The 20,021-nt window shown below is 55.0% G+C and carries 12 protein-coding genes; 6 read left to right on the top strand and 6 right to left on the bottom strand.

All coding sequences use genetic code 11. The features are described 5' to 3' along the window. The first annotated feature begins 634 nt into the window (after positions 1-634). Positions 635-1,339, top strand: coding sequence for a hypothetical protein (locus AC4NMM_RS07780; RefSeq protein WP_155118181.1), 705 nt, complete (start codon positions 635-637; stop codon positions 1,337-1,339). Here the strand turns inward: AC4NMM_RS07780 and AC4NMM_RS07775 are convergent. Together AC4NMM_RS07775 and AC4NMM_RS07770 are read right to left on the bottom strand one after the other, a co-directional pair. After that, on the bottom strand, positions 1,321-2,505 hold the full coding sequence (locus tag AC4NMM_RS07775) for an ATP synthase subunit B family protein (RefSeq protein WP_155118180.1): 1,185 nt from the start codon (positions 2,503-2,505) through the stop codon (positions 1,321-1,323). The two genes, AC4NMM_RS07780 and AC4NMM_RS07775, sit on opposite strands and share 19 nt — an antisense overlap. Next, complete coding sequence (locus AC4NMM_RS07770) at positions 2,498-4,258, bottom strand: DEAD/DEAH box helicase (RefSeq protein WP_017342174.1); 1,761 nt, start codon at positions 4,256-4,258, stop codon at positions 2,498-2,500. Before AC4NMM_RS07770 ends, AC4NMM_RS07775 begins: the two co-directional genes overlap by 8 nt. A 91-nt stretch (positions 4,259-4,349) precedes the next feature. Here AC4NMM_RS07770 and AC4NMM_RS07765 point away from each other — a divergent pair, with 91 nt between their 5' ends. Together AC4NMM_RS07765 and AC4NMM_RS07760 are read left to right on the top strand one after the other, a co-directional pair. After that, the gene (locus AC4NMM_RS07765) at positions 4,350-5,003 is read left to right on the top strand and encodes a hypothetical protein (RefSeq protein ID WP_017342173.1); all 654 of its coding nucleotides are present in this window, start codon (positions 4,350-4,352) and stop codon (positions 5,001-5,003) included. A gap of 86 nt (positions 5,004-5,089) precedes the next feature. Further along, positions 5,090-5,992 (top strand): hypothetical protein, encoded by a 903-nt coding sequence (locus tag AC4NMM_RS07760; protein ID WP_155118179.1) that lies wholly within the window; start codon positions 5,090-5,092, stop codon positions 5,990-5,992. 10 nt (positions 5,993-6,002) lie between these two features. On the opposite strand, the gene AC4NMM_RS07755 is transcribed toward AC4NMM_RS07760, so the two are convergent. Beyond that, entirely contained in the window at positions 6,003-8,696 is a 2,694-nt protein-coding gene (locus tag AC4NMM_RS07755; RefSeq protein WP_026046144.1) for a DUF1156 domain-containing protein, read from the bottom strand. 145 nt (positions 8,697-8,841) lie between these two features. On the opposite strand from AC4NMM_RS07755, the gene AC4NMM_RS07750 reads away from it, so the two are divergent. Further along, positions 8,842-12,102 (top strand): DUF499 family protein, encoded by a 3,261-nt coding sequence (locus AC4NMM_RS07750; RefSeq protein WP_017342169.1) that lies wholly within the window; start codon positions 8,842-8,844, stop codon positions 12,100-12,102. Here the strand turns inward: AC4NMM_RS07750 and AC4NMM_RS07745 are convergent. Beyond that, positions 12,089-13,561, bottom strand: coding sequence for an ATP-binding protein (locus AC4NMM_RS07745; RefSeq protein WP_155118178.1), 1,473 nt, complete (start codon positions 13,559-13,561; stop codon positions 12,089-12,091). The genes AC4NMM_RS07750 and AC4NMM_RS07745 overlap by 14 nt on opposite strands. A 92-nt stretch (positions 13,562-13,653) precedes the next feature. Here AC4NMM_RS07745 and AC4NMM_RS07740 point away from each other — a divergent pair, with 92 nt between their 5' ends. After that, positions 13,654-16,407 carry a DUF1156 domain-containing protein gene (locus AC4NMM_RS07740; RefSeq protein WP_017342168.1) on the top strand — a complete coding sequence of 918 codons (2,754 nt, stop codon included), beginning with the start codon at positions 13,654-13,656 and terminating at the stop codon, positions 16,405-16,407. A 29-nt stretch (positions 16,408-16,436) separates the two neighbouring features. Continuing rightward, positions 16,437-16,793: a DUF8076 family protein gene (locus tag AC4NMM_RS07735; protein WP_017342167.1), complete on the top strand. Its 357-nt coding sequence runs from the start codon at positions 16,437-16,439 to the stop codon at positions 16,791-16,793. A 3-nt stretch (positions 16,794-16,796) separates the two neighbouring features. Here the strand turns inward: AC4NMM_RS07735 and AC4NMM_RS07730 are convergent, their stop codons facing one another. Both AC4NMM_RS07730 and AC4NMM_RS07725 read right to left on the bottom strand, forming a co-directional pair. Further along, positions 16,797-18,572 carry a 5-methylcytosine restriction system specificity protein McrC gene (locus AC4NMM_RS07730; protein WP_017342166.1) on the bottom strand — a complete coding sequence of 592 codons (1,776 nt, stop codon included), beginning with the start codon at positions 18,570-18,572 and terminating at the stop codon, positions 16,797-16,799. A 13-nt stretch (positions 18,573-18,585) separates the two neighbouring features. Next, positions 18,586-19,830: an AAA family ATPase gene (locus tag AC4NMM_RS07725; protein ID WP_017342165.1), complete on the bottom strand. Its 1,245-nt coding sequence runs from the start codon at positions 19,828-19,830 to the stop codon at positions 18,586-18,588. Positions 19,831-20,021 lie beyond the last annotated feature (191 nt).

Raw genomic sequence — 20,021 nt, 5'->3', positions numbered from 1 at the left:
TTGACGTTCCGCTATGTCCCGTCTACTGAGGTACTCCGAACGTAGACGGGTTCGTCATCAGATACTGTCCAGAACAATTTGATGTCCTTCTCGTCGAGATAGGACTCAATATCCTCAATTGGGTGCCCATCTCGGATGAACTGCTTGTAGTCCTCAAACGCGTCGTCGCGTCCAGCGGGGAGGATCAAGATTCCGGTTATATCTGGTCTGTTGAATCCGTAGAGGGCGTCGGGATCGGATCACTCTATACTCAGTCTGGGAGAGCTGGCGATAGAATGTAGAAATGGACTCTTGGTAGAGAGGGAGAAGATTGGGATCTCTAGGTGGATCGTTCCAACTCCTTGAGGCGAAGATCTAGATAATCGTATCTTCAGAGATCGCGATCCCCGCGCTGTCATCGGGTTCAATAGAGCACAATTAACTAAAATAACGCATTCTGCGTTCACAGCAAACCTTCACGGATCACCTCTCAAGCGGTCAAACAGTGCTGTCTTGTCCCTCACATGGCGCGAATATGAAGTGGTATTCATGGGGTTCTCATCACCGAGCTCTTTCTCACTCAGATCCTGCTAGACGATATCGTAGAAGTATCCAGTAGTATATTCAATCAGGTATTCAATATGAGTTTGAACATATGGGAATCGACACCGAGCGGCTCCGGGTCAGTGTTGAACGAAAGTTCCAGCCACCGGTCAATCTCTTGTTGGATCCGTCGTTACTGGCTACAGAGCGGTCGTTTGGGCGACTTCAAGAATCACAACTTTTCAAATCGCAAACGCAAGCCACCCTGGGAGGTACTCCGAATCAAGTACCTGTAGAAAATATACGGGTTCCAAAAGCTATCAGAGAACTCCTTGGCACCAACCCTTCATCAGGGATCACGGAAACGAGCGTCTGGGAGTTCTTCCGTGGGAAGGCGCGCGGAAGCACACCAGCTGCGGTTATCCAGTTTTTGGATCAGCACGATATTGAATCGTTCAACCCAGAGCCCACAACTGAGGCACAAACGTGGAATCAAACGATTCGCGAGTCAGCAGGAGCTGGTCGTTTAGGCGACGTTCTCGCCGACGAGTACCAATTTCTTGAGTCGGGTGGTGTGATTCTCTCTCGTACATCCAAATCCGTAGAGATGCTCCGAGATTCCGGGACGACCACTATCGACATAGGTAGTGCTCCCTTAGCGGAGACTCTCAAAGACCAACTTGAACGGATCGGCTATCCCGACACTGCGGGTGTCTGTGCCTTTGGAGTAGCTGATGTTGGCTCAACCGTAGACGCACTCTCGGGCGATGTTCTCTCTGAGAGTCCAGATATGCTCCTCTACAAGCTTGGAGGGTGATTCGCTTCGCCACAGCACTGCCGACCGATACTTATCGCATCTGAGAGCACGATTGGATTCTGTCCGTCGAGTACTGCCCCACACTGCTCACAGGTCGGCTGATTCAACATACCGGCTCCTACCGCGTAGTCGCACGTGAGCGTCGCAGAACGGCTCCCATCTCGAACTGAGATATCCAAATCACCGCGCTCGTACGTTATCACCGTCGCCGTTACCGGACGAATTCGAATCGTTAGGGCGTGTCGGTCTCGAATAGTCGCACGCCTCTCGGGCAGGTCTCGGTCGAGACTGTCGCGGATATCATCTAGCTCGTCGCGTAAGTCTGCTAGTTCACGCCGGAACTCCTTCCGTTTTCGTAGACGTTCGAGACGCTCTTCCCGTTCTGAGGCAGCGTCGATAGTTTCGCTCAGTTCATCGACCCGGTCGGCCAATCGCTGCGTCTCATCTTCTAGCTCAGTCTGTTGCTGGCGGAGATACTGACGATACTCTTCGATCTCGACGCTCGCCGCACGGGTTGCTTTCTCACGGATCTCTTGAGCCTCCGAATCAATCGCTCCCTCAACCATCTCACGGCATGCCGAGATTGCCTCGACGAGCTCATCATGCTCTATTGTGTGGCCAGTCTCAGCGAGGGACGTACCGTTCCGTCCAGAGAGATCGAGACACGTCTGTGCGAGCTTCGGACGCGGTTCGTGATCAGCGAGGTCGACTGCGACCGCTCGAAGCAGATCCCGCTGATACTCACTGACGGTTTCGATTCCAACGTGGAACAGAACACAGAGTGCGTTTCGGTCGTAGTACGGTGTGAACTGCTGGTCGGTAACCTCGACGGCATCACCCGTCACCCAGTCCGGGGTGTCGAACTCGATGTCGTCACCCGTGAGCGAAACTGACCCCAGTGGCGCTCGTTCCGTCGCATCATCTACAAGTCGCTCGAACAAATCACTGCCCGGCGCGAGTGGTACTGCGTCATCATCTGCTTCTTCCGAGTCGGCGGTCAGATGTATGACTGTATCGTTGAGCGACAGCTCAGTCGCGGTTTCGTCTGGAATCGAAACCGTCCATCGCCGCCCTTCTTTGCGTATCGTTGCACCGAGTGATTCGAGATAGTCTGTAACGAACTCGTCAACCGCTCGTTCGGTCACCGGCAGTGCTGCGTCAGTCATCCGATGCTCCCAGGTCAAAGCCCTCAAATACACCACTATTGAAGTCGTTCACCTGATCGGCGAGGTCTCGCTGCTCTTGGAGATCAACTGCCATCTCGTCGAAGTCATTCTCCAGTTCGACCTCACTGTCTGCGCTGACCAACCGGTCGAATACCTCATCCTCGAAGTTCCGCCCGCTCTGCTCGAGCCTAGTCAGAATTTCACTCAGCTCTCCGACGGACTGTTGGAAGAGGTCGATTTTGTGATAGAGTCTCTCTAAGACGTACTCCTCGATAGTGTCGTTGAGTGCGAGATTGAACACGTAGACTTCTCGTTTCTGTCCGATACGGTGGATCCGACCGATTCGCTGCTCGACTTTCATGGGGTTCCACGGCAGGTCATAGTTGACCATCACGTTACAGAACTGGAGGTTCCGCCCCTCGTTCATCGCGTCTGTCGAGACGAGGACCCCACCTTCCTCCTCGAACCGCTCGACGATCTCCTCTTTTTCGTCGCTGGAATGACCACCATGGAACGCATGTGTTGTGTAGCCTTCGTCACCGAGCATCTCCAATAGTGCGCGCTGTGTCGCTCGGAACTGCGTGAAGACGATTACGCGACCTTTGTCTACCCGCTGGCGGGCCTCGTCCGTTATTTGTCGGAGATTTTCAAGCTTCGTCGGGGTTTCAACGGCGTCAATCTTGTCGAGAATCGTCTCCAGCTGGTCAGCGTAGCTATGTCGCGTGACGTCATCGGTATCCAGCTGTCGCTCAACCGTCTTCCTGAGTGCCTCTGGGCTGCTGACGACTTCTTTCTGGAGCATCATTAGGACGAGTTTCTGTCCCTGATCTTCGGCGTATGCTCCTTGGACGTAGTCGGTCACAGCCTGGTACAGTTCGCGTTCGGCAGGCGAGGGATCGAAGGTTCGCGTCGTGACGTCCCGCGGTGTAAAGTCGATGTCCGTCTCTGCGCGCCGGTTACGGATCATCACTTCGCTTAACCGTCGCTGGAGTTCGTCCCGGTTGATCAAGGTTTCCTGCCCGCTATCGATGAAGTAGTTGCGAAACGCCTCTCGAGTGCCGAACAGTCCGGGACGGAGGAGGGAGATGATGTTGTAGAGATCTGTGACATCGTTTTGAATCGGTGTCGCGGTGAGAAAGAACGCGTAGTCGTAGCTCAACTGTTCGAGTAGAGCGTATCGATCGGTCTCCTCGTTTTTGACGTAATGGGCCTCGTCGAGGACGATTACGTCCCAGTCGCGGGCGAGGACGGTCGCGCGATGTCGGTCACTCTTCGCGGTGTCGATGCTAGCGATGACGTGATTGTGCGCGTCGAACCCCTCGAACTCATCGTCGTAGTTGCAGGTGAAGTCGAGACCAAACTTCTCGATCATCTCGCCCTGCCACTGCTGCGCGAGTTGCGCCGGCGTGAGAATGAGGACGGCATCGTCGGTTCCGCGGTAGCGCATCTCTTTGAGGATCATCCCGACCTCGATAGTCTTTCCAAGACCAACCTCGTCGGCGAGGAGTGCCTTGCCGTTCATCTCGAACAGTGCCTTGTGTGCGGCGTTCACCTGGTGCTCGAGCAGTTTGACCTGCTCTTCGTCGAGGTGGGAGAGCGACTGAAGCTCAGTATCCGGTTGTCCCGCTTGGAGACGATGGGCCTGTATCGTAAGCAGATGGTCGCGTATCGGCGGGATATCGTCTATCCGGTTAGCTAGATCATCGGCGTCCTCGTGACGGATTTCGACGTCAACGAGGTCGTCGTGACTCATCTACTGTTCCCGGGTCGCCCGCTCACCTAAAGATTTGCTGACTGAGAGGACAATCTTGAAACCGGGTGGCCAGTAGTAAATGGTTATCTGAATGTCTTCGGAGGAAACTGCTGTCACACGAATTGCGGATCATTCCGGGATCGGTGAACAGTTACTCCGTGTATTCGAGGCTTTTGCCGATGAATTCCGCGAACGGGAGATCCCGGGTCACTTCTCGAACGTGATGCGCGATGGGAAGTTCCTCAAGGGAGATACAGTTGGACAGGCACCGGAGAGATTCGTAGAAGAACACCTCATCTGGCCCTCGCTGTCCGTGTTGGAATATGACTACCGACCACAACCGTATGGCTTCCCGAAGTGGGACAAGACAACACCTGACTTCTCTATTTTGAATCTCGATCTTCCTTTTGACTCTGTTACAGTCGGAGAAGTCAAGACCCCAAACAAATTCGAATATGCCGAAGAAGACATCAAATCGTATTTCAAACGGGACCTCGGTGATCCGACGATTGGGTTCGCAACGGACGGCGTGAGATGGCTCGTGTTGGCTCGACCCGAGAAGTCTACTGAACACAAGGAGATTGCTCGCGTCGATCTCTCTCCCTGTTTCCGTAAGCTACCGAGTCGCCACGAGGAGGAGGAGTCGTACGATCTAATGGCCACCCGGAAGGAGATATCGGATATGGAAGTCCTACACAGAGAAGAGATCACCGAGCAGATCACAAACTGGCACGAAGAAGCATAGCTGGCCTAGCCAAAATTCAGGCTTTTTCGAACACATCCAGCACCAGTATGATAAATTTTTTAGTACTATAAGATAGACGACATAGTATGGTTGATCACTCTGAACTTGATGTGTTTTTCCACCGCCTTGCTCCGGACTGTTCGTCAGATGAAACACTAGCAGAGTTCTATCGAGACGGATACGTGCTGTGTCATTACAGCGATATAGCAAGTTTTTCTGAGAGCGATTACAGCGGTAGCACCGATATTGAAGAGATGGTGGAAGCCGCAGAAACGGGCGGAATCTGTCTCGTACAATTGAACGCCAGTAATGACGAGTATGATAGGGGGCGAATGCTGGGAGTTGTTCCGCCCGAGTCGGAACCGTTCTTCATTGGCGTCGAGGAGGATGGAACGCGATCACAGAAATACACGGAACCCGAGGAGGCAAAGAGGAATCTAGAGGACAACGAGGATATCGTGCACCTCTACAAGGGAATCGAATTACAGGAGTTGCGTGAACTGGACGCTGGTGAATACCTTTTGAGTGCCTACGAACCCCCGTATACGACGTTTACTTCGTGGGGAGCGACAGAAGAACAGATTCAGGCGTTATGGGACGGAGAACAGTTGCCCATCGATGAAGCAACTTCATATTCACCAGACCAGACGGAGCGGTTGTGTGAGGAATACCTACGTGAGGAATACGAGTACTATCCACTGATCCAACCCGGCGGAGCAGGAGGTGTCAACCAGAGTTTCGATCTGATTGGCGGGATCGAAGACGACCGCGTGTTCGGTGAGGTCAAGAATACGAAAACGATCTCCGAATCGGCGTTAGACGATCTTGAGGGGGAGGCGGGCAGCCAAACAAGGGCGTTCTACTTCTCACGACACCCTGTTGAGGAACCGCGAGATGGAGTCGAAGTCATTCTGTTAGCCGATGTGCTTGAGACGCTCCAGGATATTGATCGAACGCAAAGAATGATGCAGCGGATGACGACGTGGTAGCGAGGTAATTCTAGTAGTCGCTCAGCCGCGACTCTAGGATATTTCGGTAGGTGTCGTCGCCCGTCGCGTCGGCAAGCCCCTCACACAGTTCCCGGAGGTTATTGGTAATCTCCCACGTACTGAGGTACTCGGAGACGGACTTGCCGTGCTCCCAGCGGTAGCGGAGGAACTGCGCCTTGTCGAGATCAGTGAGCTCCTCGTCACTATTGACGCGTGACTGGATATAAGCGATGCGCGTTTCATCGTCCCACGTCCCGAGTTTGAAGCCGTCATCCATCCGGTAGAGCCGCATGTCTTCCATTCGCTCAGGTGTGGCACTGGTGCCGCGAGAGAGTTTGTTGAGGTCGTTGAAGGACGCGTCTGGAGTCTCCAGTAAGTCAAGGAAGACGTCAATCTCACCGATGTCGCTACCGTGTTGGATGACACCGTAGATTTCGTCGACGACCTCCTTCGCAGTCATCGTCTCACCGGCGCGTTCGACTTTGCCGTGATGCTTCGAGTACTCGTGGAAGCAGCGTCCCATCTCGACGACACCGATGTCACCGCGAGAGAGGTCGCGGTTCTCTTCGAGGCGCTGTCGGGTTTTCTGGGCGGTTCGGTAGATATTACGGCGGAGTGAATTCCACGAGATGGGGTTGCGCTCTGTCGCTGGGCGAGCGATGATGACGATGTCGAACTCGACTGCCTCGCCTTCAATGAACTTGCTGACGTCGGCGGTAATCGGGTACGTTGCCGTCACCTCGAACTCGGCCTCGCACAGTGATTGGAGAAGTTCCCCCCAGGATTCCGAGTCGCTGTGGTGGTAGGTGAACGCGAGCAGGCCATCCTGTTTCAGTGCCTGTTGGATTGACGAGAATGCCTCACCAAGTTCATGCTCGAACTCCTCTTCACCCTTACCGAGGAACGGGTTGGCTACGATGCTATCGTCGTGTGGCGTCCGCTCGCCCTCAAAACACTCGTACTCATCTTCAAGCAATACCTTCTGCCAGACGTAGAAGAAGTCGGAAATCTCCGAGTAGATGATATTGTCGTAGTACGGCGGGTCGGTGATCACCGCGTCGTACTCGTTTTCGGCTTCGATACCTCGGATATCCCCTTGTTCGACTGTAGTGTTTTGTCCGATCGGCTGAGCAAACGGTGCGGTTTCAATTGTGTCTGGTTCATCTAAATCTCTATTCACCGGAATGTCGGGGTAGTTCCCATGTTCTGGATACTCAATATAGCGCTCGGTGGGAGCATTCGCCCACTTTACTCCTCGAATTGTCTTGTCCCACGTCGATTGGAATGTTCCAGTACCGTATTCAGCACCCCAGAAATTGCTATCAACAGGACGAGTAGGAGGAACGAACGCGTTTTGTTTGAAAACGTGGTCAACTTGATTCCCAACATGGCTATATCCGATTAGCATGGTATTTCTGCGGAGAGAATCAGTCAAACTCATTAGTAAAAATTCAGCAATATTTTGATCCTGCAAGTTATCAATTTCACTCATAAGACGGCATATACAGAGCTTCTGACGGCTATTGAACATATCTGCCCATTTTTCGTAGCCATGATCGAACACCGGGTTTCGATCAGAGGTCATATGCCCCTCCGGTATTGGTTCATCTGGGACATAATCGTGGAGCTCGGGGCTATTCTCCCATCGAGACACCGCCTTCTCGTACAAATTGAGATCTTCCTCGCTAACCCCGCGATAGCCCTTTGTGTCGCTCTTATCGTAATCGCGACGATCGTCACATGTCGGGCAGTGATACTCTATGGCGAAATATTTCAGATCGTAGCCGTCCTGCTCCTGGATAGCGTCGGTGATGCCGTACTTTTGGCCGCACTCATGACAGGTGTAACTACCTCCACTCACGGTTCCTTCCTGTGGCACCCACTCGTAACCGCACTCCGAGCAGGTCGTGTCGCTCCGCCAATCGTCAGCGTAGACTACTGACTCGCACCCCGGACAGAAGACGCTGTATTTGTCGTCGTTCTCGTATCGCCCTTTCCCGACCCGGTAATCGCCAAATAGAGAGACCGTCTCCCCACAAGAGACACAGCCCAGTTGCTTCACCCAGAAGCTGTTCATCACGTCGGCGTCGTGTTCTTCTGGATGATTCGGACAGGGCGTCTTGTAGTACTGTTTCAGTTCGTCCGCGACGCTTGCTTCGATCTTGTCGTACGCCGCCTCCAACTTCTCTGGATCAGTCGAACCAGCGTCGATTTCTTTCTTTGTGACGAACCAGGCAACAGGATTAAGATCTCGTCCGTGGCACTCCGCTCCGAATCGGGACGCTTCAACGAGAGAAGTGCCGCCGCCCATGAACGGGTCGAGGACCTTCTTATCAGAAATCCGAACATCTTTCGGATAGAGCTCCCACAACGCATCCGGTTCTTCGATCGAAACGGATGAGAGCAGTTGCTCGATATCGATTCCGTTCCTCTCGAACGACGACAGTTGTTGATCGGCCCCGGGTTCGTAGACATCGATGTTTTCTGGGTCGTCGAGGAGCGAATACAGGGAGATCGCCCTGAACGTGCTTCCCAAGCGCCGGGCCCACCACTTGTGCATTGTATAGATCGGCCGGTACCACTGTCTCGCCCCACCATACCCCTCCTTCTCAGCGATATCGTTGAGTTGCCGTATCGGGAACCCGTTCTCGATAGGAGCGGTCGTGCGCTCTTCTGTTGATTTACTGGGTAGCTCTTCAGACATCGAGTATATCTGGACAACAAAACAGAGCGGGTTATAGTTTCCCACATTTCTGAAAGGACTCCATCCGATATTCGGATATGTTACTACGTCGGTATCGCAGCTGATCCCTAGTATTTATTCACCTAACAAGCATCAACCAGAATATATGGCTCAGAGTTCCCTCTCACGGACGATTGCGGACACCATTACCCTCAGTCGTGAGCTTCGGGAGGAAGGCGAGATCGACGGCCAGGTCAAGCTCTATAACGTCGACGACGACGACGAGTTCGAGGCCGACGCTTCGACGTTTTTCGAGCGGACCCTGATGACACAAGGTCTTCATGAGGCGTTCGTCGACCTTCGCAACACGCTCCGCGGTGACGACAATCGCGGGACGCACATTCTCTACGGCTCGTACGGGAGCGGGAAATCACACCAGATGGTGGCGATGCATCACTGCTTCGCGTCGCCCGCGGAGGCTGGCCGGTTCGGCGACCAGCACGTCGACGGGTTCTCCGACGCCCTCCCGGCAGCTGATCGCACGGCGACAGTCACCGTCTCTCTCCAAGACCGGCAGCCCGATTACCTCTGGGAACCGTTCTTCGAGGCGCTTGGCGAGGATCCCGGCACGTTCGAGAGCGGAGGGTACCCCGACCGGCAGATGATTCTCGACGCTATCGGCGACAGCGCGGTCGCGTTTCTGCTCGACGAACTCGAAGACTGGTGGGTCACACTCTCGGACGATCGGAAGGCCGCGAACCGTGGATTCCTCCAAGCGTATCTCGAGGCGACCGAGGACCCCGATTCCGATGTCTTCGCGTTCGTCTCGGTACTCCGTGAAGGCTCAGAGGTCCACAATATCCTCGACCGGCAGACGGACAATGCTTCTGACCACAACATGAACAGCAAGGTCAGCAAGCAGGACGTCCTCCGTCATCGGCTCATCGACGACGTCGACGAGGCCGCGGTCGACGACATCGTTGACGGCTACGTCGAGGCGTATGCGGAAAATGATCACGTCCCAGACGACGATATCCCCCGAGATATGGGTGGGAAGATGCGGGACGCCTATCCGTTCCATCCGGTTCTGCTAAACGCGCTGGAGACCCGGTACTACGCCGACGAAGGAAACCAGAACACCCGGGGGATGATCTACCTCTTCTCGAAAATTCTCACTACCGCTGCCGACCCTGCCGCAGACCCGGACGACGATGACGCCGAACGGCTGATCGACCAGACCGACCTGGTTACCCATGGCGACATCGACGCAGTGCTCTTCGAGGACGAGCTGTCGCGGATCAACGTCGCTCGCCCGAACGTCTGCATTGACGACATCGAGAACCGGGTCGACACAGAGAGTATTCCATACGGCCGCCGCATTCTCAACACCGTCCTGTTGTACAGCCTAAAACCCGACGAGGGCGAGGGTGCCGATAAAGCCGAGATCGTGATGGGTACCTACCAGACCGGAGATCTGGTCTCCGATATCGTCCTCAACATCGAGCAGCTCTACGGCGTCGCGTGGTACTTTCACAAGCTCAACGGGAAGTACGCAGTTAGGGACCGTCAAAACGAGATCGCGCTCATCCAGAACGAGGCGAGCTCAGTCGACGAGACGGTCGCCCTGTCACAGATCGCTGAGACCGTGGAAACAGTTTTCGGCAAGAATGCGCACGCGGTCGGTTTCGAAGACGATGATCTGAAGAACGTACCGGACACGCGGGATCTGAAAGTTGTCGTCAACGCAGACGACTGGAACCCTGATACGGTTAAGACGGTGATTAAGAACGCTGAGGGTAGTCCCGGTCGAGAGTGGCGCAACACGCTCGTCTTCGTTCAGCCGAGCGGCGATACATCGATTAACTCTGGGACAGGGTACGTTGAGAAGGCACGCTACATTGAGGGGGCCACCCGAGTTCTCCGAGATGACTCGCTCGATGACGGGATCAAACAAGCTGTAGAGCGCGAGAGAGAAAACGAGGAACGCGAACTCAAAGATCGGGTTGAACTCGCGTACGGCGAGATCCTCGATGGTAACGACCTGCTGAACGATTTCGAGTTCGCAGCACAGATGGATCTTGACGTCTTTGTCGACGGCGACGCGCTGAACGGTGAGGACATTGTCGACTCTGTGGCAGCAGGAAAGTTCGATCTTCAGGCGGTCATCTGGGACATCGTCTCTGATCTTCTTGACCGCCGGGGCAAGGCAACCGTTGAAGAGATCTACGAGCAGTTCCTCCGACAGCCGACGTATCCAATCCCCGGGAGTCCGGGTACAGTTGTCGACGCAGTCGCCGAAGCACTCGATGATAAGCCGGTTATCACACACGGTTCGAACGGGTTCTCTCGGGATCTGACCGGAATCTCGCTCGACACAACTATTCTGCCTGAAGACGCAGTGGAGCGGTGGGATACTGACGACGTCCTTCAAGAACTCAAGCGACGGTTCGGCAGCGGAGCAGTATCAGTCGATATCGGTGACTTCGAACTGGATCTGCTCGAGGACACCGAGGTGTGGCTAGAAGGAGACGGTCACGACACGGTGATGACCGCGGTCGGTCGCCTTGCTCGTGACGACAGATACGTCATCTACAGCGGGACGGACGTCGTCACCAAGGCACAGTCAGACGCGGTTATCCGCGATATCTCCGGAGCCGAGGAAATTGACGGCACCGACGTTTCGGCCCGGATCGAAGAGGCACTCTCTACCAGCGGCCGTGCGAACACGCGTCGTATCCTCGAAGAGATCCGTCGCGATGAAGGCGTCTACCTGCCCGCCGACGAGACCGAGCGAGCGTTCCGAGAACCGGTTGCTGACCTCCTCGTCGACGAGTACGTAATCGACGAGGACCGCGAGTACCACGACTCGCTCGGCGACCGAGACCCGACAGACGTTACGCTCGTCCCGACCGTGTCCGATGACGTCGCCGAACAGATACACGAACACCTCGCCGGGCTAGACGGCGGGTCGGAGTTCACGGTTGGAAGTATCGCCGGGCGGTTCGACGGGAGCGTGACCGAGGACGCCGTCAAGACGTTCCTATTACAGAATCTCGGCCGGGATGCGGAGCCGGAGTACGTGATCGCGACCGACGAGTCCACCGACCCGACGCGGTGGTCACCGGGCTACGAGTTCCACACACCGAGCGGTGGGTGGTACTTCAAGTTCAACGGCGACGACGTCGCCGACCTCCGGCTCAAGTGGCGCGAGGAGGAACAGCCGGGGACGGTGGCGTACGGCGAAGTCGCGTTCACCTCGACCGATCGGACGGCGATTCCGGGGCCGCTGATGGGTACCGCGCAGGTCGAAAAAACGCGGACGAAGCTTACGCTGGCGAGCGGCGACGACGTGACCGACGTTCGGGACATGCTTGAGCAGATGCCCGAGAGTGCGACGAACTTCGCGGTCGAGATCAACTTCGAGTAGGACTTGATGACACCTCAAATACCAACTCCTCAAGATTAGCACTCTCACTTTCACGCTCAGCGTGATTTGAAAATAGCTCTATGATGTCTTCTTCAGGTATATCTGTGCCTTTAATAAGAAGCTCTGTGATTTTTGATTCAGACTCCATTTCAGTCAAGACTACTATTTGATGAATCAGTCGATCAACCTGGAGAGCCACAAATTCAGGGCTATTTTCATATCGATTTCTCTCGGCGGCCAGTTCTATACAGTCAATAGCTGTTTCCAACCGAAGTTCTCTCTCACTAACAAGAGATGATTCGATAAACATCCCTCTATAAAAATCATGGCATCTATATGCCGGTGTTACAGGGTATGTTGGTTTTTCTTTTGACAACTTTCCTTGCTCGGATAACGATCGACAAATTTGTCTTATTCGTAGCGGGGGAAGCCCGGTTCGCTTGCTTGCGATATGTTCAGTTATTATGAATACTGAGCTGGTTTTTTGTAGCAAAGTTCGCTCTTCGTCAGACAAACCATCCAAAAATTGTTGCTGTACGGTATTACGAACCTGTTTATATCCCGTCGGTAGTTCTTCTAGTACCTCTCGGAGCGAGAAATCCTCCGCTTCATTACAAATTGTCGCTATAAGCAGGGGAATCCCCTTAGTGCGTGTATGTAATTCGACAACATCACCTGACTCATAGCTCAGGCCAGACTGCTCTACGAGCTGTCGTGTAGCAGCGAAGCCACGATCATCCTCAAGCTCATCTCCGTTTGCGGTTGTCCTATCAGTAATGTAGGACGCTCCTGGGTTCGGTCGCGTTATGTGATCAAATGGTTCTAAGTCGAAACAAGAAATACCTCTGCCAGCAACCTCTACGTCGGCAGCAATATACCATGCTCCAGACTGATTGAGTTGGTTTGCTATATCTCTAAACGTAGTTTCCAGCTCCATGTCGCGGCTCTGTATCTGAGCATCATACTGATCAATGATTACCACGGCCGGCGATCCAGGTTCTCCTTCTTCCATCATCACATCAGCTACGACATTAACCAAGTCAGGGAACTCTACGTCTGATTCTGTAGAACTACGGATCGCATTCCTAACCCCTTGGATGCCAAGTTCCGTCGTCGGTTCTGGGACGGCTGTTTGTACTATACCCAGTAAGTCATCCACCGCATCGGGAGAAAGGAGATACTCGCGGAATTGTGAAATAGTTGATCGAGGGTAATTGTCAAACCAAGCCGCAAGAAGTCTCTGTAGGAATCTCTGCCTATCGGGTGGGTCCCCAAGCTGATAATATATCGCCGGGTATCCTTCCTGCCTACACCAATCTCTGAACTCTTTTACCAGCTCGGATTTTCCAATCCCGGTTTGACCGCAAATAACATTAACACGAGTATCTTCTGCTGACAAACTCTCTTGGAGCTTTTTCATCTCCGCTGTTCGATTCACAAACGGTACGTCAGGATACATTCAATAAGAATCATACACTCAACAAATATATAAGTACAGTATGATAGCTAAAGACATAAACTCACCCAGTAGAAGATAGATGACATCTAAGAATGACTGATAAAAACCTCCAACAGAAGCGGTCACAACTACCGATCGAGCGCAGCTTCCCCATCGAACGGGTGAACGAGATCGCAGCAAAAGAAGGGCGGGCGAAGATGCACTACCGGCCCATCTACACGATGCACAAATGGTGGGCGCGTCGACTGGGGTGTGTTTTCCGGTCGATCTGTCTCTACACACTGCTCGATGATCCCAAGAAAGTAGAGGTGCTCGAGCCCGGAGAATCAAACACAAGTCTCAGCGACTTTGGTGAGGGACTCGATGTTGCGACACTTCTCGAGAACGTCGACCTCGAGGACCCAGAGTCGCTCTGGGAGCTCTACCCGAAGGACGTTCGCGTCTCGGACAAGAAGATCCTCGACCCGTTCATGGGTGGCGGTACCTCGCTCGTCGAGGCGTCGCGGTTCGGAGTCGAATCCGTTGGCTACGATCTGAATCCGGTCGCCTGGTTCGTCACGAAGAAACAGCTTGAGGCAGGCCAAACCGACGTCGAGGACCTCGAGGCTGCGTTCGAACAAGTCGAGGCCGACGTCGCAGACGAAATTACGCGGTACTACCGCACCCCGTGTCCGAACGCACAGACTCACGACGACGAAACACTGGACGACGACGACCCGCTCGGGCTGGCCGTAGACGGGGACCTCGATTTCGACTATGAGGTACCCACCGACCTGCGTGACGAGCTGTCGGCCCACGACCACTACGCAGACGTAATGTACAATTTCTGGGTGAAGGAATTGGACTGCGTGGATTGCGGAAGGGACGTCCCGCTGTTCAAAGACTACCGCGTCGCCAAGGGACGCTATGAAAACGACGACCAGTACAACGTCCTCTGTCCGGCCTGCGAGTCGGTCGTCCTTGTTGATGACTGGCAGTCAGAGTCTACCTGTTCCGAGTGTCGCCACGAGTGGACGCCGAAGGAAGGAACGGTGTCCGGATCGCAGTACGCCTGTCCTGACTGTGGCGCACAGTATGGTATTACCGACGCTATCGACGAACAGGATGGATTCAACCTGCGACTCTACGCAGTAGAGTACTACTGTCCGACCTGTGATGACCGCGAATTAGAGCGGAGCGCAGTGAAGGGGTATAAAACTGCGGAAGCGTTCGATCAGGCGTTATCCGACACAGCAGAGCAGGAATGGGAAAAGCGTGAGGAGCTGCGAGCGTATGTTCCAAGTGAGGAGGTTCCGGAGGGCGCAATCACAGCAGCTTCCTCAATAAGTGGTAACGACGTGTTCCAGCACGGCTACACAGAGTGGCAGGAGTTTTTCAATAGCAGACAGCTCCTGAACCTTTCAAAGACGCTCCAGTCAATTGACGGGGTCGGTTCAAAAAATACTGAAGAGTACCTCCTGTTGATGCTCTCTGAGACACTCAATTATAATACAATGATGACATCATATAATCCAGGTAAAAATCTTATCGCAAATATCTTCAATACTAACTCGTTCGATCCGCCGCAACGTCCGGTTGAGAGTAACTTATGGGGGACAAAGTATGGAACGGGATCAATCACTTCGATGTGGAGGATGGTGAAGTCTGGGGTTGAGTATGCCTCTGCTCCGGCGGAACAATACTTTGAACAGGGCAAAAAAGTCAAGACCGAACCTTTCACCCAGCCCATCGGTGAGAACGCTACTGTCCACCAGGGCGATATGCGGACGATCGACGCCGAAGACGAGTATGATGCAGTAATCACCGACCCACCGTACTACGACAATATTATCTATTCTGAGGTGGCTGACTACTTCTACGTCTGGCAGAAAATCCTCCTCGAGGACGAATATGACAGCTTCCAATACAACCAGACACCACGAGCGGAGTCTATCGTCACGAATCCATTCTACGACAAGACAGAGAAAGACTTCGAAAGCGAACTTCACGAGGCATTCAGTGTCGTCCACAGAGCACTGAAAGACGACGGTGTCCTGACGTTCACATACCATCACAGCGACTCAGAGTCGTGGGGAGAACTCCTCGCGGCTCTTTGCGATGTCGGCTTCGAGGTAACTGCGACATATCCAATCTCTGCAGACATGCAGAAGTTCATCGGGGGCGATGCTGTCTCGTTCGACATCATTATCGTCGCCCGACCGGCAGAGGCTCGCGACCCGATTTCGTGGCGACAACTCCGCCAACGGATCTACAAGACTGCGAGACGGACTCGTCAGCGTCTGGAGGAGAGTCGCGACCTCGCCCGTGGCGATGTCGGCGTCGTTGAGATGGGACGGTGTTTCCACGAGTACTCCAAACACCACGGCAAAGTTCAGAGGAACGGCGAGGTGATGACTGCGAAGGAGGTCGTCGACGAGATTTACGGTATCATCCAGGACGCAAGTCAGGTCGGCGTGGTGGACGTGTTTGTGGACCTATTAGAGACAGACGACCCGGACCCCAGCGAGGTGAACAAGCTCTGTCGGAGCGCAAACACGACTCCCGACGAGTTAGAAGACGCACGGCTCTACGGACTCGACAGCGGCGAGTTCTGGCTCGGAACGTGGGACAACGAGCGCCGACAGGCGTACATCAAGACTCGTGTCGAGAACGACGAGGAACTCAGCGCACTCGATAAGGTCCAGTTCCTCCGGTACCGCTACGAACACGGGCAGACGGTGAGCGACTACGTCGAGCGCTGGGACGGTATCGACGACGTTCGCGAGTTGGCTGAGCGACTCGCGGACGCGACCGGCGACGACGTCTACCGCCGGGTGTTAGGTGACCGCGACGTAACGAGCTACTGACAATGGTGGAACCTGGACGCCTGGCCGGCGTGTACAACCTCGTCGTCGCCGACGCGTACGACCTGTTCGACCACCGAGTACCCGTCGAGACGTTCGCGTCGATGCTCGAGGACGGTGAAGTTCCTGAGGAGGTGTGCGTCGTCGGTCTCGCCGATGCATACGAGGCAGACGACGTCCGCGAACTCCGCCGTCTGATGGACGAGGCAGCTGACAGGCTCGAGGGCCGAAGCCCCCTCCCGACGATTCAGTTTGCGGTCGACGGGTCCTTCCAGCGTCTCAGTCGCGATTTCGAACTCCAGACCGAAGACGATCTGTATCGACTCAGTCGCGTTTTCGGTCCGCAGATCAAGCGACGGAACGTCGATTGGCTAACGGCGCCGTTCTAACCCTCAGAGCAGTTTGAATCCGTCTTCGACGGTGATCGTTTTCGGTTCGCCGTCTGCCCCCTGTTCGACGAAGTAGAGGTCGATTCGCTCTTCACCGCGTTCGCGACGGAAGACGGGGACGCACGTCGTCGTTTCGGGCGAGTGCTCTCGGCACCGCGAGTGAATCTGTTTGCGCGTCCAGCCGCCCTCCTGCTCCAGGTCCGACGTCGTCTGGTGAACGACCGACAGAGAGTCGACGGCGGCGTTGATTACCCGAAGCGAGAACTCCTTGAGTTCGACGAAGCTGAACGGACCGTCGGTGTCAGTCAGCCGATCAAGCGCCGACGCCTCGGGGTGGTCGAGACAGAGCGCACCTTCGTTGACCGCGCGGTACACCTCCAACTCCGGATAGCGCTCTGCTAGTGCGTCGTGAAGGTATGTCTGGATGGCACTATGGTATCCCTCAAGAGTGAACTCGTCGGTTTCGGGCGCGACGACCTGAAGCTTCGCCTCGGTTTGTGCGACCGTCCGCGACCGTGGCTCACCCAGCGGCGTCAGAAATCCCATGTGTGGCGTCTCGAGTAGGTACGCGTAGCTGAACAGTCGTGAGCGCGACCCACCGGTTTTGACCGGGTCTTTCCCCTCAGCGTAGTATTTCGAGTCGAGGACGGCCAGTGTCTCGTCACCTTCTTCGATGGCATGGTCCGGTTGATGGTAGACCTGTGGCTCGCTGTCGAACGGCTGGAGCGTCGGCGACCGAACAGCCGAAACGTTCTCGACTCTATCGCGGTAGTCATACGATTGGATAGCCGAGAGCTCCTGCTCCACCGCGATCTGCGTATACTGCTCGAACAGCGACTCCATATTCAACACGTAGTCGACCATCAGCTCGCGGTCACCTCCCATCGACGGCGTGCCGAGGGAGGAGGCGACGACCGCTTTCGCGATGTCGATAGCGTCCTCGTAGTAGTGACGTTGACTTGGTAGGTCGTACAGCGAGAAGCGCTGATACTGTGGGAGCCGACGCCAGTCACTGTCGACTCCGAGATCCTCTAGATGCTGTACCTCTTCGTGGACCCGCGAGAAGACGTGATAGTACGCTTGGTGGTCGTAATCGGTCTCGTGTTGACGAAACAGTCGGAGCAGGTGCGTCCCAGCGTAGTGTAGCAGCGAGTTCACCGCGTTGTCGTACTCAACCTCTTTCAGCAGGCAATGCGTCTCCAAACGCCCTTCGGCCTGATTGACTAGAGTCCGCTCAACATCAATGATACCGCGTGGGTCGTCGAGGTCGACTCGTCGCGTCTCGAGTTGGCGAACGAAGCCGTTCCGGTGAATCGCTTCTAACCCATTCAAGAAGTTGATTGCGAGGATGAGAAAGACGTCCTCCAAGTCCACGTCGTCGCGCTGGAACCGCGACAGCGGGACGCCGTGATACTCGACCGATCGCTTGCGTCCGTGAACGGCCAACAGCATATCGAAGATGTGGTCCCAATCGATCTTGGGTTCGATCTGGAGCTTCGATTGAGGGGTGAGACTAACGATCCCGACGTTGTCTCCGACATCGACTCGGATCGTCGGCTGATCGACCTGTACTTCGACGACGCGGTACTCTTTGTCGCTGTCGTCCAGTGACTCTTGCGTCTTTACGAAAACGCCGGACGATTCTTCCTCGAACGACGCGCGTCGGAGCTGCTCGTCGATTGTTGACGGGCAACCGTCGATACGGATAGACCCCCGCTCCGGGACGCTGAACGTCCGCGCACCGTACGTGTACGCGTCGTCGATCTGGCCTGTGCTCATTTGTAGATCCGTCTTAGCTCTCGTACGATCCCATCCGCCGCCGTTCCGCTTCGAGTTCGCGCCCGGCGAGATCTGCTGCCGGCCCGAGGTCAAAGTCCTCGAACCGGTCGTTTAGCGCGCGATAGTGCTCTTCGATCTGTTCGAGCTGGGGAAACGCCGCCGAGTTCAGGAGCCGTGGCACGATGAACGTCCGGAACGCTTGCCCGACCGCCTGCTCCACCTCGTCCATATACAACTCCTCGTCCTGTAGCGCCTCCCGGAGAAAGAGTGTCACGTCCCGGTAGTGCATCGGACCAAACCGCATTATCGGGCCACGAGCGGCCCGATCAGAGCCGTTATTGATACCATCGTAGTCCGCCTCGAAGAGCTCGAACAGGTCGTCGTGGTCGACGAGAGGGATACTGCCGAGGTTGTCGTCGATCCAGCCTTCAAACAACGTCCGTCGGTCCTCATCGGTGTACTCGTCGAGTTCGACCATCGCGAACCGCCGGGTGATGGCATTATCGAGTTCGTTGACGGTTCGATCGGACATATTCATCGTACAGATGATGCTCAGCCGCTCGTCGAGTTCGATAGTCTCGCCGTTGTCGGTCTCGATGAGCGTCTGGTTCCGGTTTTCGATTGCGGTGTAGAGCGGACCGAAGATCTGTGAGATATCCGCTCGGGTGATTTCGTCGAGGATCACACCGTATGGAATGTCGAACTCTCTCGCTCGCTGAACCCCTTGGGTCACAGCACCAAGCTCAGTCTGGTAGTTAATCGAACCCATTCCTGACCGGGAAAGATTCGGGCCGATCCCGCCGATAATGTCTTTTGCTGTCCATGATGGCGTTGCGGTGTGAAGTGAGTACCCAACGCAGTGCCGGAGCGCGAGCTGCTTAGCGAATGTCGTCTTCCCGGTCCCGGTTGGACCATAGAGTACCACCGGCTTACCCGTCTTGAGTGCCACTCGGGCGTTGCGCTCAACCTCATCGGGGACGAGGACAGTGTCTGGTGTGTCATCTCCCCGAGTAATGACTGTGCGCTTGAGCTCCGGCGTCGCATATGAGGAGGTTAGTACGGCCCGTCGGATCGGCCCGACCCCCTGGTTGCCCTCGTGATACACATCGAGCTGCTGCTCGTCAATCAAATACTCCAACAAGTCTGTGCTCGTCGCATTCTCTATAACCTCAACGACCTTCCCATTGACACTGCGGAGAACATTCAAGTTCTCCCTCGCATCGTCGATGGTGGAAATGTCAACCGAAGATCCGCTCATTAGACTTAGGAACTCGGGCACTGGTTAAAAACATACGTGGTGACACTCACGCAGATCACTGTTTCGACGAGATCACTGAGCAGTTCGGAGACGTGATCGTCGCGGACTTCGCTGGGCCGACGTCTTCGAGAAGTATGACAGCGAGAACACAGTGTTCTACTGCGACCCGCCGTACATCGGCTACGAGTACT

It is taken from the genome of Halorubrum sp. SD41 (assembly GCF_058630335.1).
This window is presented reverse-complemented; position numbering and strand designations above follow the sequence as displayed.

Excerpts from the sequence above, each read along its gene's own strand:
- AC4NMM_RS07780 (WP_155118181.1), top strand. The coding sequence starts at position 635 with ATGGGAATCGACACCGAGCGGCTCCGGGTCAGTGTTGAACGAAAGTTC.
- AC4NMM_RS07775 (WP_155118180.1), bottom strand. The coding sequence starts at position 2,505 with ATGACTGACGCAGCACTGCCGGTGACCGAACGAGCGGTTGACGAGTTC.
- AC4NMM_RS07770 (WP_017342174.1), bottom strand. The coding sequence starts at position 4,258 with ATGAGTCACGACGACCTCGTTGACGTCGAAATCCGTCACGAGGACGCC.
- AC4NMM_RS07765 (WP_017342173.1), top strand. The coding sequence starts at position 4,350 with ATGTCTTCGGAGGAAACTGCTGTCACACGAATTGCGGATCATTCCGGG.
- AC4NMM_RS07760 (WP_155118179.1), top strand. The coding sequence starts at position 5,090 with ATGGTTGATCACTCTGAACTTGATGTGTTTTTCCACCGCCTTGCTCCG.
- AC4NMM_RS07755 (WP_026046144.1), bottom strand. The coding sequence starts at position 8,696 with ATGTCTGAAGAGCTACCCAGTAAATCAACAGAAGAGCGCACGACCGCT.
- AC4NMM_RS07750 (WP_017342169.1), top strand. The coding sequence starts at position 8,842 with ATGGCTCAGAGTTCCCTCTCACGGACGATTGCGGACACCATTACCCTC.
- AC4NMM_RS07745 (WP_155118178.1), bottom strand. The coding sequence starts at position 13,561 with ATGTATCCTGACGTACCGTTTGTGAATCGAACAGCGGAGATGAAAAAG.
- AC4NMM_RS07740 (WP_017342168.1), top strand. The coding sequence starts at position 13,654 with ATGACTGATAAAAACCTCCAACAGAAGCGGTCACAACTACCGATCGAG.
- AC4NMM_RS07730 (WP_017342166.1), bottom strand. The coding sequence starts at position 18,572 with ATGAGCACAGGCCAGATCGACGACGCGTACACGTACGGTGCGCGGACG.
- AC4NMM_RS07725 (WP_017342165.1), bottom strand. The coding sequence starts at position 19,830 with ATGAGCGGATCTTCGGTTGACATTTCCACCATCGACGATGCGAGGGAG.